We start from the raw sequence: 14,656 nt of genomic DNA on the forward strand, positions 1-14,656 counted from the left end.
GTTTTATTGTCACACAGGAGGAACCAAGTATGTTGGAAGTAGGCGATATTGTATCCACTTCACACTTTCCTGAAAGTGTACAAATAAAAAAGTGTGAAGCTATAGGGGAGTATTTTCTTATTGAGGCAATTGGACAAGAAACAGGCCAATATTATGAGATTGTAATTGAACAACATAAGATTCAAAAGTTTAGACGTTTAAAGCAGGAAATTGAGACACGTGAGGAAAAAGCGTTAGATGTTCAACGTTACTTACATTATTTGATTTTAAAAAACGATATGAGATTTTCAGAAACGAGAGCTCTTGGTAATGAAAATTTATTGCCTTTACCACATCAAATTGAGGCGGTATATAGCAGAATGCTTCAAGTGCCTCAGGTGCGTTTTTTATTAGCAGATGATCCCGGTGCAGGTAAGACAATTATGTCAGGGATGTTGATTAAAGAATTGAAGGCTAGACTAAGTGTAAGTAGGGTTTTGATTTTGGTGCCACCCCTTGTATTGAGACAATGGCAAGGGGAGTTAGAACAGAAATTCAATGAACATTTTCACATTATAAATCGTATGACCTTAAAAGAATATGGCGGAAAAAATCCATTTATATTAAATCAATTGTGTTTAACTTCTATGTACTGGGCTATGAGAGAAGATGTAAAGGCACTTATACAAGAAGCTCAATTCGATTTAGTTATTGTTGACGAAGCTCATAAGATGGCAGCCTATACACATGGTACATTAAAAAAGAAAACCTTTCGGACAAAATTGTATCAATTAGGGGAGTCTCTACTAAAAAAGGCGTCACATTGTTTACTACTAACAGCCACTCCTCATAAGGGCGATTCTGAAAATTTTAGACATTTGATGAAATTAATTGATGAAGATGTCTTCTCTAGCAGTAAGATATCTGGAGATTTAAAAGAAAAAGCAAACCCTTTTATAATCCGGCGGTTAAAAGAAAATTTAAAGAATTTTGATGGAACACCATTATTTCCTAAACGCACAACTAAAACTATTCAATATCGCCTTACAGACGAAGAATTAGCTCTTTATGAAGCAGTAACAGAGTACGTGCGTCATTATTTTAATCGTGCAATGAATAATGGAAGTAACAGTACAGCCTTTGCAATGATGTTACTTCAACGTCGACTCAGTTCCTCTATTACTGCTATCTATCTTTCTTTAAAGAGAAGGTATAGTCGATTATTTAAACTTTATAAGCAAACTGAAGAAGACAGAAATAAATACGTAAAAAAAATGAAAGCACTTGAAACAGAAAATTATTTAGAAGAAGACAGTCAAGTTCAAGAAAAGCTTGAAAATCAAATTGAGAAAGCCATAGATTTAATTGATACTAAAGCATTAAAGAATGAATTAATTATGTTAAAGAAGCTTATTCAACAAGCTGAAAATATTAAATTATATGCTGTAGAGAGAAAATACCAAGAGCTTGAAAAAACATTATTTGGAACAGATGGACTTTTAAATCATAATGAAAAGATTTTAATTTTTACAGAATCTGTAGATACACTAAATTATTTAGAAGAAAAATTATCTAAAAGAGTATTAAAAGTAGCAAAAATTGTTGGGAACTTTTCAATGGATGAACGTATAAAACAAGTTGAAATGTTTAGAAATGAATGTCAAATTATGATAGCAACCGATGCTGGCGGTGAATCTATTAATCTTCAATTTTGTAATCAAATGATTAACTATGATATTCCATGGAATCCTAATAAACTTGAACAAAGAATGGGGCGCATCCATCGTATTGGACAGAAGAACGAAGTAGCTGTATTTAATTTAGTTGCTCAAAATACGCGTGAAGGTAGTGTCATGGTTAAGTTACTAGATAAAATGGAGCTGATGAAAACGGACTTAGGCTCCGATTTAGTATACGATTTTATAGGTGAAGTTTTAGATGATAATTATGATAGTTTAGCAGACTTAATGCAGCGAGCGATTTTACATCGTGAGAATCTAGACAAGATAATTGAGGGGATGGAAAAAACATTATCTGATGAGCACGAGAAACTTCTAAAATTAATGCAAGAAGAAAGAATGAGCGGAGAAAGTATAGATATTTCAACATTAAAGCGTGTAAAGAATGATTTAGTGGTTCAAAGAATATCAAAGCGCGCTTTTACTAATTTAACCGCTTATATACTAGAGAGAAAACGTGTACGTATTTTTAAGTCTCAAGATTCAAGAGTTATGCGAATCGAGCGATTACCGAAGTTTATTAGAGATCGTATCCCAGAGCTAGAAACCTATCAACAGGATAGTTTTCGTTTTACTAATTCTATTGAGATTGAAAACGTACCAATGATAGATGAAAATCACCCTTTATTTCACGCGAGTCTAGAGTTAATGAAAAAAGAAATTGAAGGTCTAGCATGGCATCATTATATAGTTACTGCAAATGTTCCTGAGAAACTTCACATAGAGGTTTATTATATAAGTATTATAGATGGTACAGGAAGAGAATTAAATAATTATTATCTTCATTTGGCAAAACGAGAAAATGGAGATATTATTCCTTTAGACCAGTATTGGATATTTGCAAATGATTTCTCCGAAACTTCTTTTATGAAAAAGGAAAATGTAGAAAGTCAATGTACCAATGAGGCAATGCACCGGGCTATTTCTGAACGAAATCAACTTTCATCGAAAAGAGAGAAGCAATTGGACAAGTTGCTAACGTTTTTAGAAAAAACTTTTAATCAGCAATATCGTGAAGCACTAGACCGGCTAGAAAAATATCAACAGGAAAATATAGATAATCGAAATAGTGCTTTAATCAATCAAATGAATGCTCAGCTGATTGATTTAGATCTTAAAAAAGAAGAACGACTAAATATAATCTACCGTCAAAAAAATATTTCTTTGAAGCCTCCAAAGAAAATTATATCGTTTGAAGTAGTTCCAAGTGGAGTTTGTGAACGTCTAATTGCTAAAGATTATTACGAAGTAGTGATGAATTATGAACGAGAAAATGGTCGCCTAAATGTAAAGATGTTTGATAACCTAAGCTTAATTGATTATTATAGTGAAAGATTTAATGGAGAAGAACGATATATTATCCTCACAAATAGTCAGCATTTTGTTCCAAAAAGTTTTTATCTAGAAGATTTAAATGAGATTCTAGATAAAGTCTATATTTATATAGTGAAAGACAATGAAATTATAGAGGAAAGAGCTATGAAAACAGCATTATTTGCTTGAAGCGACACACTATCCTTAAATATTTAAATTAATATAGCCCCTACTCCTAGAGGCTATATTAATCATTCTTTTTATTCTATACTTAATTGCTTTTTATATTGTTTAAGTAATTGCTGTTTTGAATACTCATTTGTTGTGTTAAAAAGTCCTTCTCTTATCTTATTCTCAGCGTTTTCAGTCAAAATTTTATCTGCATCCTCGTATCTCTAAAGATGGTTTTTCTATTGATTTTCCTGAATCTGTAACTATAACTATTGATTAGAATCTAAAAAAGATGAAGTTAACTAAAAAGTCTGATGAGACACATCTGATTCAACTTAATAATAATCAAAATAATATTAAATATATGAAATCAAACATTCCAGTAATATTATAAAAAATAATAACAGAAGGCAGGAATTTAAATGCAAGAAGGCAAAAACACTAAAACCATTGAAGTACCACTACGTATTTTTAAAAATAAAGTAGGGCAAATCACCATGAGAGTTGGTTCTACCGATGCTAGGTTAACAAGTGTAAGTGATAACCCTGATAGTGTACGATATCACCGTACATTATTTGATATTTTAAAAAGTGAACTTGAACGTGCGGGTAAATGGGAAAGTATTGAACCGATAGATGAAGAAAGAGATAAAGATGTAGAAGTGTAGGGCATTATAAACACATACCTCTAGTCAATATCCCCTCATGTTCAAGTTGTTTGTATTATAATAATTTTAGGTATATTGACATTCTATATAATTAATATTTTGGAGGATAACATGACAACAGTAATTGACACAAAAATTGAAGCAAAAGAAATTTTATTTAAGGATTTATTTGGTTCTAAGTTTGCTTTTCAAATTCCAGGGTACCAACGTCAATATTCATGGGAAAAAGACCAGCTTGATCAGCTGTTTGATGATATTCGAGAAGCGATGGAAGACGGAGAAAATAGTTACTTTTTGGGAAGTGTAATTTTACAAATAATCTCTCAAAAAAGTGATGAAAGCGGTCTTTATGATGTTGTAGATGGACAGCAGCGCTTAACAACCTTAACAATTTTATTAGCTGTAATGCGAGATTTAATTACATCTCCAAAAGCTAAAAGCACACTCCAATCGAAAATCTATCAAGAAGCTGATATTTTTGAAGACAAACCTGAAACCTTTCGTTTAAAAGTAAGAGATCGAGATTTTGCGTATTTCAAAAAACATATTTTAGAAGAAGGCGGCACGTCACAGCCCGAATCCTCATTTGTCACAGAGTCACAAGAAAGAATGAGTAAGGCTATTGAGCGGTTCAAAGATAAATTTAGAGATGAAGCTACAGGTTTAGTAGATGAAGAGTTATTAAACAAAATGGTTGTTTTTGTTTTAAATAATTGTATGTTTGTCTATGTAAAAACTGGTACGTTTACATCTGCTTTTCGCTTGTTTTCTGTATTAAATGATCGGGGTATGCCGTTAAGTAATGCCGATTTATTGAAAAGCATGAACTTGGAGGCGGTAAATGATACAGAGCGCCATTACTACCAAAATGTTTGGGAAACAATGGAGGAAGAACTAGGTCGTGAAGAATTGGAGAAACTTCTTGGTTTTATTCGACTAATTTACGTAAAAGAAAAAGCTAAGAAAACGATTCAAGAAGAGTATAATGAAAAAGTATTCAAACAGAATTCTGATTTTAAAGGAAAGAATTTTATTGAATATGTAAAAGAATTTGCTGAGATTTATCGTGAAAAAGTATTAAATGCAGAGCTGGCTAGTAGAGATACAGATCTAAAAGCAAAGTATTATGGTTTGCTAACGTTAATGCGAGACTTCATTCCTGGATCTGATTGGATTCCTGTATTCATTCATTTTGTTCAAAAATTTAATGATAATGAGCAAGTATATCCATTTCTACAATTGCTAGAAAAGAAATTTGTGACTAGCTGGGTTAAAGGGTTATCACCTACCGCACGTGTTACGGAAACAGTTAAGATGATTCAATCAATTGATACGGCTTTATCAGTAGAAGAAGTTATAACATCTGATATTTTTAACACAGAGAACAGCCTTTCTGATTTTACATATAATATTAATGTGCAAGATTTTTATCGGAAAAAGTTTGCTAAATATTTATTATTACGCTTAGATATGAGTTTAAGTGAAAATGCTACAATTAAAAAGGCTTATAGCGGAGTAATTAGCGTTGAACACATCTTGCCTCAAAATCCTCCCAAAGAAAGCGCTTGGGAAGGAGCTTTTGCTCAAGAAGATCGAAAAAATTGGACTCATAAATTGGGTAACTTAGTCTTATTAAGTAGGAAGAAAAATTCATCTGCTAATAACAAAGATTTTCAATTTAAGTTGGATAAATATTTTTCAAATGGCATCACCGACTTTGAACTAACTAAAGAGCTGAAACCTATCCGAGAATGGACTATTTCTGAGTGTGAGAACCGTCATGAGGTACTGGTTAATCGATTATTAAAAATCTATTTTGTATAAATAGCTAAATGTTTAACGGAAAAGGCTCACGATTGTGAGTCTTTTTTACCGTTGACTGAAAGGTTAGTAGGTAAAAAAGAACTCTAAGTTTTTACTTTGTCGAGTTTACTACAAATAAAACTAAGTAGAGAGTGCAGGGTAGATGTATTTCAAATTTTCATGAGGAAACCGCATCTGGTCTTCTAAAAAGTTTAATATATTCAATTTATATATTATATTGAAGTTAGCAATATAGCATTATTTAACGTGTTACAAAAAGTAGTGTCGAATGGAGTTGTTATAGAGTTAGGAGCTAAAAATAAACATGAACAGAGAAGAAGTACTTCAAAAAATAAAGAACTTAAACATCTGGAAAAAAAGAGATCAAAGAGCTCCGCACAAACCATTACTAATACTGTATGCTTTAGGTCAGCTGCAGGCCAAGCAACGAATGCACCTGCCGTATAGCGAGGTGAAAATCCCTTTAAAAGAGCTGCTTATGGAGTTTGGACCTTCTCGGAGTTCCTATCATCCAGAGCATCCTTTTGTTCGTTTGACAGGAGATGGAATATGGGAGCTAAGTGAAGAAGTTGATAAGCGTAGCTTTACAGATAAATATTTGCTGAGTACAAATATAGTAGGCGGTTTTAGACAGGATATTTATAACCTTTTTGCAAATGATCCTACGCTGCTTCAAGATGCAGCGCAATTTTTATTAAATGAGCATTTTCCGGATACGATCCATGAAGATATATTAAGAGCGGTAGGGTTGGATTTTGAAACACAGTTAAAGAGAAGAAGAAATCCAAAGTTTCGAGAGAAAATTCTTCAAGCTTACGGATATAGCTGCGCTGTTTGTGGTTTTAACGTTCGTCTTGGTCATAATTTAGTTGGTGTAGAGGCCGCTCATATTAAGTGGCATCAAGCGGGAGGGCCAGATATTGAAAGTAACGGAATCGCATTGTGTTCGATGCATCATAAATTATTTGATCGAGGAGTTTTTACTTTTTCAGATCATAATGAGCTGTTAGTGGCAACTCAAGCGCACGGGACAAATGGATTTGAAGAGTGGCTTATGAAGTATCATGGACAAAAGCTTAGAGATCCAATTCATCCGGCATACCAGCCGAGTGAAGATTTTCTTGGGTGGCATGTTAGAGAAGTGTTTAGAGGACCCGCTAGATATCAAGTAAATGATATAAATTGATTTTTGCACATGATAGATTGCTATGTTTATACTTAGGAAGTAATTTACACATAGTGGCGTCATTTAAAATACGTTAAAAATAAATTAGCACACTTATCCTGAACCCCTCCAGTAAGTTTTCTATTCTCTGTTTCTTCCCTTTAAACTGTGTGTCTTTTTTGAAGAAAATTCATAGGATATAGCATCTTTTATGTAAGAAAGGGGTTATATCGTGGAGGAAACAAAGCTTACTGGACGAATCGTTACACCTGATGATGTGGAATATGATCAGGCTAGAACAAATAATAATTTAGGTGTGCCTAAATTTCCAAGAATAATTGTATTTTGTCAGAATACAAACGATGTAGTAAATGCATTGAAGTGGGTAAAGGAAAATCATGTCCCATTTCGAATAAGAAGCGGTAGGCATAGCTATGAAAATTTTTCATTAGTAAACGGTGGATTAGTGATTGATGTTAGTGAAATGGATAGAATCACGTTCAACTCTAAAGAAATGACAGCGAAAATAGAAGCAGGAGCTAATCTAGGGAAAGTATATAATGAATTATGGAAAAAGGGAACGACTATCCCTGCAGGAACGGAAAGCAGTGTTGGCCTTGTAGGCCTTGTGCTTGGCGGAGGAATTGGGATGTTATCAAGGCTGTTTGGGCTTACTTGTGATAATTTAGTTGAAGTTGAAATGGCCATAGTAAATGAACAGAGAGAAGTTGAACTCATTAAGGCGAATAAAAATTACAATAGCGATCTCTTTTGGGCTTGTTGTGGGGGTGGGGGCGGAAACTTTGGTATTGTTACGTCTCTTACCTTTAAGGTGCAGCCTATTTCAAAGGTGTCAATCTTTTCAATTACATGGGAATGGGAAGATTTCGAAGCTGCTTTTGATGCATGGCAGCACTGGGCCACGAATACGGATAAGCGCTTAACTTCGGAAATCGAGTTAAAATCGAAAGAAGCAAATCAGATTATCGCTCAAGGTGAATTTGTTGGTTCATCATTCAAGTTGAAGGAACTTCTGCAGCCTTTAATAGATGCTGGTTGTCCTAAAAAAGTAGTAATAAAGGAAGTTTCATATATTGAAGCTGTACAATTTTTTGACGATCCGAGCGGAAACCAACCCGCCCCTCGGAAAAGGTCAGGTTCTTTTCTTAATAAACCTTTTCCAAAAGAGGCCATTTTAACAATGAAGCATTTTTTAGAAAATGCTCCGAATGAAAAATCTAGTATCTGGCACCAGTCTCTTGGGGGAGCAGTGGAGGAAGTTGGCTCTAATGAAACGGCCTTCTATTATAGAGATGCTATTATCGCACAGGAGTACCTTGCCACATGGAGCCATCCTTCAGAAGAGCGAGTAAACATTCGATGGATTGAAGACTTAAGGAATGCTTTATCGAGATATACAACTGGAGATTATGTGAACTGGCCGGACCGGCTCATCAGAGATTGGCCAACGGCGTATTATGGAGAGAATTTTAAAAAGCTTCGAGAAGTGAAACGAGCATATGATCCGTGCAATCTATTTCATTTCCCTCAGAGCATCCCGCCATTTGTTAACTGGTTTTAAAGAGTGTCTTTCAAGTCGGAGAGCCAAATAATACCCACCTTAAATGAGGTGGTTTTTTGTGTACATTGCCTTTTTCTAAGAGCGTGAAAAAGGCAGCAAACAGTGGTAAGCAGTTATTTTATCAATAGATGGCTACGTTATACGGAGAAACATACATAAATATCATAAACATTGACATTCCCTTCCAAAGCGCATACAATAGCTACTAATAAAAGCACACAAATTCGTTGAAGAGAATCAGTACGCTGCAAGTTTGTTCCACAGAGAGCTGGTGATAGCTGAAAGCCAGTGTTCAAGCCGCAGGGGAATATCCTCTCTGAGAAGTCAAACTGAACCTATAAGTAAGTTTGAACGGTAGTCTACCGTTAAAAAGAACGCGTATGATTGTACGTTGCTGAGTGCTATTGATGAACGGATCAATAGAAGCCAGGGTGGTACCGCGGTTTAAAACCCGTCCCTAGTCATAGGGACGGGTTTCTTTGTGTGCTTTTAACTTTAAAAGGAGTGGTATCACATGAAAGAAGTGAATGTAAGGGAGTCTTCGCAAGAGCGCGAACAGCGTATCCAGCAGCAGTGGCAAAAAGGAAATGTGTTTCAGCAGTCGGTTCAAAACCGAGAAGGGCATCCGTCGTTTGTATTTTATGAAGGGCCCCCGACAGCCAACGGTTTGCCTCACGTTGGGCACGCGCTAGGCCGGACGATTAAAGACGTGGTGGCTCGTTATAAAACGATGACGGGGCATCAAGTGATCCGAAAAGCAGGCTGGGATACGCACGGACTACCGGTAGAGCTCGGTGTCGAAAAGCAGCTCGGAATTTCAGGGAAGCATGACATTGAAAAATACGGCGTAGAAGCTTTTATCAACAAGTGTAAGGAAAGTGTGTTTGTGTATGAAAAGCAGTGGCGCACGTTCACGGAGCAGCTAGGCTATTGGGTTGATATGGAAGACCCTTACATCACCTTGGAGAATTCCTACATTGAAAGCGTATGGAACGTGCTTGGTACTATTCATGATAAAGGACTTCTTTATAAAGGACACCGCGTATCACCTTACTGCCCGAGCTGTCAAACGTCGCTAAGTTCGCATGAAGTAGCGCAAGGGTATAAAGATGTAAAAGATTTAACGGTAACGGTGAAATTTAAAGTGAAAAATCGCGATAACGAGTATTTTTTAGGCTGGACGACAACGCCTTGGACGCTTCCGTCAAACGTGGCGCTTGCGGTGCATGAAGAGATGAACTACGTTCGCGCTGAGCAAGGCGATAGCGTGTATATAGTGGCAGAAGCACTCGCAGACAAAGTGTTAAAAGGAGAATATAGCGTTTTATCTCATCATAAAGGAAATGAGTTAAAAGGGATGTCGTATGAGCCGCCGTTTGATTTTGTGAACGTTGAAAAAGGGCATGAAGTCGTAACGGCTGATTACGTAACGGACCAAAGCGGAACAGGTGTTGTTCATTTAGCACCTGCATACGGTGAAGATGATTACAGAGTCGTAAAAGAAAACGGCTTTTCATTTGTGAACGTAGTGGATGAAAAAGGACAGTACACGTCTGAAGTGCCGCCTTTTCAAGGACGTTTCGTGAAAGACTGCGACGTTGATATCGTACGTTATTTAGCAAATGAAGGCGTGCTGTATCATAAAGAAAAGCATGAGCACAGCTATCCGTTTTGCTGGCGATGCGACTCGCCGCTTCTTTATTACGCAAATGAAAGCTGGTTTATCCAAACGACGGCGTTGAAGGAACAGTTTTTGAAAAACAATGAAAGCGTGACGTGGTACCCGGATCATATCAAGCACGGCCGCTTTGGCAACTTTTTAGAAAATATGGTTGACTGGAACATCAGCAGAAAACGCTACTGGGGAACGCCGCTGAACGTATGGGAGTGCGGGGAATGTCAGCATCAAGTAGCGCCAAAAAGCATCAAAGAGCTTCAAAATCATGCGTCTCATTCCGTTGATGACAGTATTGAACTTCATAAGCCTTACGTAGATGACGTGCAGCTGACGTGTCCGGTCTGCAGCGGAGAAATGAAGCGAACGCCAGAAGTGATTGACGTTTGGTTTGACAGCGGCTCGATGCCGTTTGCGCAGTATCACTATCCGTTTGAAAACAGCGAGCTGTTTCAAAAGCAGTTTCCAGCAGACATTATCGCAGAAGGAATTGATCAAACGCGCGGCTGGTTTTACAGCTTGATGGCAGTTTCAACGCTGTTTACTGGAAAAGCGCCTTATAAGCGCGTTTTGTCTCTTGGCCACGTGTTAGATGAAAACGGTCAAAAGATGTCTAAAAGTAAAGGAAATGCGCTAGACCCTGTTGATCTTATTCATACATTTGGTGCGGATGCGCTTAGATGGGCGCTTTTAGCAGACAGTGCGCCTTGGAATCCGAAGAAATTTTCAGAGCGCGTCGTGCAAGAAGCGAAGTCAAAAGTGATTGATACACTTGTGAACGTGTACGGCTTTTACGTTCTGTACGCCAAGCTTGACGGCTATAACCCTGAGCAAACGTATGAATTGAAAAAAACAAAATTGGATGAATGGATTCTTTCGCGTTTGCATAGTACGGTTAAGCGAGCAACAGCACATCTTGAAGATTACGGATTTACAAATGCCGCTCGTGAAATCGCAGCATTCATTGAAGAGCTAAGCAACTGGTATGTACGACGTTCTCGCGATCGTTTTTGGTCAGAAGGGATGGACGGCGAAAAAGCAGCGGCTTACGATACGCTTCATGAAGTGTTAGTCACGCTTAGTCAGCTGTTAGCACCGTTTACGCCGTTTGTTGCGGATGATATTCATGAAAATCTGACAGGAAAAAGCGTTCATTTAGCAGACTATCCTGCATGTGATCAAACCAAAGTGAATGAAAAGCTGGAAAAAGAAATGGCAGCGGTACTGCAAGTAGTTGAGCTAGGCCGAAGCATCCGAAATACGCATTCGTTAAAAGTAAAGCAGCCTCTGCAAAGTCTTTCACTTGTGGTAACGGAAGAAGATGTAGAGTGGGAAGCATACCGTGATGTCATCAAAGATGAGCTTAATGTAAAGAACTTTAACGTGGAGCAAGACGACGACAAACTTGTTTCATACGTATTAAAACTTGATTTTAAACAGGCTGGACCAAAGTTCGGGAAACAAGTTAATGAGGTCAACCAAGCGCTGAAAAACCTTTCAGAAGAGAAAGGAAAAGAGTTTGTTGAACAAGGCAAGCTAAGTGTTACGCTTGCTTCAGGAGAAAACCTAACGCTTGAAACGGCAGACGTACTTGTTGAAAAAGTGCCAAAAGAAGGTTTTGCGGTTGCTTCAAACGGCATGTATACTGCGGTGTTGGATACGGCGTTAACCGAAGAACTTGTGCAGGAAGGAGTCGCTCGTGAAGTAATTCGAGCGGTTCAAGACTATCGTAAAAAGCTGGATTTACCCGTGAACTTACGTATTGATTTGGAACTTAGCGGAGACGAAGAAGTGAAGGAAGCCGTTGCGAAGTTTGAAACGCTGCTTCAAGAAAATCTTCTGCTGCACAGTCTCAGTGTGAAAGAAGCCATCAAAAACGGAGAGACGGTAAAAGTCGGAACAAAGCAAGTTACGCTTCGCATTTTAAATCAGAACTGATAAAGAGAGGCAAGGATAAGTTGAATTAATGTACGAACGGTTTATCGATTAACCGTTCGTTTTTTCTGTTTTTATAGTGAAGGTAGCTGCTTCTAGCTGTGGATTGGAGGGCAAGATGAAGACTCCTGCGGGAGAAGCGGAATAGGTGAGACCCCGCAGGAGCGAAAGCGACGAGGAGGCTCACCGGCCGCCCGCGGAAAGCGAAGTCTTGCACGGAAATCAACAGCGGGGTAACAAGCAATTCATACTAATCATTCACCCGATTTGTTCGTCTTTAAGTGAGATAAATTTCGGTATTTCTAAATCTCTCTTTTTACCTTTAATCAAACTGTCCGAGAACATTTTTAAGACTCGGCCAAACGATTTCAAAAGGAGCCGCTAGTACATACTCTTTTCCGTTTTCATCTTTAAAGTGTTGAACAAAACGATATTTTCCTACTTTGTAGTTAGGAGTTGCGATATCTAATTTGAGTGATTTCCCTGGCTTCAGCGTGACAGTTTTATCAGGAAACTCCAATCCGTTTAGCACAACTTCGTACCACTTTCCGTCTTTTAAGTGATCCGCCGTATTTTCATAAGGAATCGTTAAGGTATGCGTCGAATTGTTTTGAATAACAAAAAAGCCAAGCTGCGTTTTATCGTATTTTTTACTGATAGCAGATAGCGTAATAGTTCCCCCGTCAGTGTTAATGGAAGAAGGAATGTTTTTTTCTTGTTTGGCTCCAAGTTCCATTTTTTGACCGTTATAATCGATATAGCCAAAGATACAAAACAAGATAATAAAAATGCCTAGTATTAGTAAAAGTGTTCGTACTATTTTCAAGAGCTTTGCACCACCTTTTTATCACTCTTCCATTATACGGAAAACTTCTTGTTTGAAATAGTATGAATTTACATTTCCTATATCACTTTTTTGAAAGGAATGATTGAAATGAGACAAATTATAGCCATGGGCGGCGGAGGTTTTTCGATGGAGCCGGATAACTTGCTTCTGGATCAATACATACTTTCACAAGCTCATATAGATGTGCCGAAAATCTGTTTTATCCCTACAGCCAGCGGAGATGCCGATAATTACATAGAAAGGTTTTATGAAGCGTTTGAGAAGTTGGTATGTACACCGTCTCATTTATCGCTGTTTTCACCAAACTTTATAGATTTAAAAGCATATGTGCTGCAGCACGACATTTTGTATGTAGGCGGCGGTAATACAAGGAATATGCTTTCTTTATGGAAAGAGTGGGGACTTGATACAATTCTAAAAGAAGCTTATAAAAAAGGAATAATCTTAGCAGGAATAAGCGCAGGTTCACTTTGCTGGTTTGAAGAAGGCGTCACCGATTCAATGAACAATAACCTGTCTAAAATCGACTGTTTAGGATTTTTAACGGGCAGCAACTGTCCTCACTACGACGGAGAAAGCAATCGAAGACCTTCGTATCATGAGTTAATGGCAAGCGGGGAAATGAAAGAAGGCTACGCTGTAGATGACGGAGTCGCGCTGCATTTTAAAGATGAGAAGCTATCCGCGTCAGTTAGCTCAAGGTCTACAGCAAAAGCGTACGCTGTTGATCGAAAAGCGAGCAAAATCATTGAACGTGAACTCCTGGTGACCTATTTGGGTGATCACAAGCAATAAATGGCCGCTTCCCATGTTTCTCTGTATAAAATGGAGCTTATTCGTACATATATAAGCAGAGACTCTATATAGGAGGTTACTTCAGTGAGTTATGAACGATACTGGGGAAACATACATGAACAAAGCGATAAGCTGCAGGAGTTATTATCGTCGTATTGGCATCAGTATTCAGATTTTGGAAACTGGCAGTTTTGGGTGGTGCTTGCTTCGCTCGTTCTTCCTCTTGTGTTGTTGTATTTTACCGTAGATCGGACGAGGATCTTTGAGGTGTTTTTCTTCGGTTACACAGTGCACATGCTCTGGGCATATATTGATATTGCACTTGGGAGAAGCGGTCATTTAACGCACACGTTTTTTTTAACGCCGCTGCTTCCGAACGCAACGAATATTACCGCTTCTATTTTGCCGGTAGGCTTTCTGCTGCTTTATCAATATTGTACGAATCACCAAAAGAATTTTTATCTGTATACAATTCTGCTGAGCGCTGTTTTTTCATTTGGGCTAGCCCCTCTTGAACACCATTTTAAATTTATTGATTCAGGAAAAGGAATGAGCTTGTTTTATATTTTTCTGATTGATATAGGAATAACGTTAGTAGCGTATTGGGTTACAAGGCTGCTCGTAAAAGCAAAAGCCGCAGCCTATCGTAAAGTAGAAAAAGAACGCTGAAAAAATGTTTTAAAATGAGTAGTTAAGGGTATACATACATTTAATATAAATTGAGGTGAAGAAATTGTATTACTACCGCATTTCAGAAGGGCAAGGCGAAACGTACTCTGAAACAATTGTTATTCATGAAGAACAATTTGATCAAGGTACATTTGAAAAAATGGTGAAAGAAGCGATGGTCGATAAGCCTGGCAAAATCGATCAAGTGGACATTGTGAAATATTTAATTGGACATTATCATTTCCAAGTTGCATATATTGAAGCCGCTTTTCACAGTACATATACAGATTAAT

10 protein-coding genes and 1 other annotated feature are annotated in these 14,656 nt (G+C 37.5%); of the genes, 9 read left to right on the top strand and 1 reads right to left on the bottom strand.

Translation table 11 applies throughout. The features are described from left to right. The first annotated feature begins 29 nt into the window (after nucleotides 1-29). From ACRPLQ_RS09045 to ileS, 6 genes are all read left to right on the top strand, one after another. Nucleotides 30-3,221 (top strand): helicase-related protein, encoded by a 3,192-nt coding sequence (locus ACRPLQ_RS09045; protein WP_432235919.1) that lies wholly within the window; start codon nucleotides 30-32, stop codon nucleotides 3,219-3,221. A gap of 404 nt (nucleotides 3,222-3,625) precedes the next feature. After that, nucleotides 3,626-3,871 carry a hypothetical protein gene (locus ACRPLQ_RS09050; protein ID WP_432235920.1) on the top strand — a complete coding sequence of 82 codons (246 nt, stop codon included), beginning with the start codon at nucleotides 3,626-3,628 and terminating at the stop codon, nucleotides 3,869-3,871. 111 nt (nucleotides 3,872-3,982) lie between these two features. After that, complete coding sequence (locus ACRPLQ_RS09055; RefSeq protein ID WP_432235921.1) at nucleotides 3,983-5,695, top strand: DUF262 domain-containing protein; 1,713 nt, start codon at nucleotides 3,983-3,985, stop codon at nucleotides 5,693-5,695. Between the two features lie 304 nt (nucleotides 5,696-5,999). Next, entirely contained in the window at nucleotides 6,000-6,881 is an 882-nt protein-coding gene (locus ACRPLQ_RS09060) for a phosphorothioated DNA-binding restriction endonuclease (RefSeq protein ID WP_432235922.1), read from the top strand. A 211-nt stretch (nucleotides 6,882-7,092) separates the two neighbouring features. Beyond that, nucleotides 7,093-8,442, top strand: coding sequence for an FAD-binding oxidoreductase (locus tag ACRPLQ_RS09065; protein ID WP_432235923.1), 1,350 nt, complete (start codon nucleotides 7,093-7,095; stop codon nucleotides 8,440-8,442). 218 nt (nucleotides 8,443-8,660) lie between these two features. Next, nucleotides 8,661-8,904, top strand: a binding site (T-box leader). Nucleotides 8,905-8,956: 52 nt separating this feature from the next. Further along, complete coding sequence (ileS, locus tag ACRPLQ_RS09070; protein ID WP_432235924.1) at nucleotides 8,957-12,055, top strand: isoleucine--tRNA ligase; 3,099 nt, start codon at nucleotides 8,957-8,959, stop codon at nucleotides 12,053-12,055. A 319-nt stretch (nucleotides 12,056-12,374) separates the two neighbouring features. Here ileS and ACRPLQ_RS09075 read toward each other — a convergent pair whose 3' ends face one another. Next, entirely contained in the window at nucleotides 12,375-12,878 is a 504-nt protein-coding gene (locus ACRPLQ_RS09075) for an immunoglobulin-like domain-containing protein (RefSeq protein ID WP_432235925.1), read from the bottom strand. A gap of 108 nt (nucleotides 12,879-12,986) precedes the next feature. Between ACRPLQ_RS09075 and ACRPLQ_RS09080 the strand changes: the two genes are divergently transcribed. The 3 genes from ACRPLQ_RS09080 to ACRPLQ_RS09090 all read left to right on the top strand — a co-directional run bounded on the left by ACRPLQ_RS09080 (nucleotide 12,987) and on the right by ACRPLQ_RS09090 (nucleotide 14,655). Then, nucleotides 12,987-13,694 carry a peptidase E gene (locus tag ACRPLQ_RS09080; RefSeq protein WP_328141874.1) on the top strand — a complete coding sequence of 236 codons (708 nt, stop codon included), beginning with the start codon at nucleotides 12,987-12,989 and terminating at the stop codon, nucleotides 13,692-13,694. An 84-nt stretch (nucleotides 13,695-13,778) separates the two neighbouring features. Continuing rightward, entirely contained in the window at nucleotides 13,779-14,363 is a 585-nt protein-coding gene (locus tag ACRPLQ_RS09085) for a hypothetical protein (RefSeq protein ID WP_047750788.1), read from the top strand. A gap of 64 nt (nucleotides 14,364-14,427) precedes the next feature. Beyond that, nucleotides 14,428-14,655: a hypothetical protein gene (locus ACRPLQ_RS09090; protein WP_028413034.1), complete on the top strand. Its 228-nt coding sequence runs from the start codon at nucleotides 14,428-14,430 to the stop codon at nucleotides 14,653-14,655. Nucleotide 14,656 lies beyond the last annotated feature (1 nt).

The organism is Priestia sp. TRN 1309, assembly GCF_050846875.1.
Taxonomy (GTDB): Bacteria; Bacillota; Bacilli; order Bacillales; family Bacillaceae_H; genus Priestia; species Priestia zanthoxyli.

Coding starts and splice junctions, on each gene's coding strand:
- ACRPLQ_RS09045 (WP_432235919.1), top strand. CDS start 30: ATGTTGGAAGTAGGCGATATTGTATCCACTTCACACTTTCCTGAAAGT.
- ACRPLQ_RS09050 (WP_432235920.1), top strand. CDS start 3,626: ATGCAAGAAGGCAAAAACACTAAAACCATTGAAGTACCACTACGTATT.
- ACRPLQ_RS09055 (WP_432235921.1), top strand. CDS start 3,983: ATGACAACAGTAATTGACACAAAAATTGAAGCAAAAGAAATTTTATTT.
- ACRPLQ_RS09060 (WP_432235922.1), top strand. CDS start 6,000: ATGAACAGAGAAGAAGTACTTCAAAAAATAAAGAACTTAAACATCTGG.
- ileS (WP_432235924.1), top strand. CDS start 8,957: ATGAAAGAAGTGAATGTAAGGGAGTCTTCGCAAGAGCGCGAACAGCGT.
- ACRPLQ_RS09080 (WP_328141874.1), top strand. CDS start 12,987: ATGAGACAAATTATAGCCATGGGCGGCGGAGGTTTTTCGATGGAGCCG.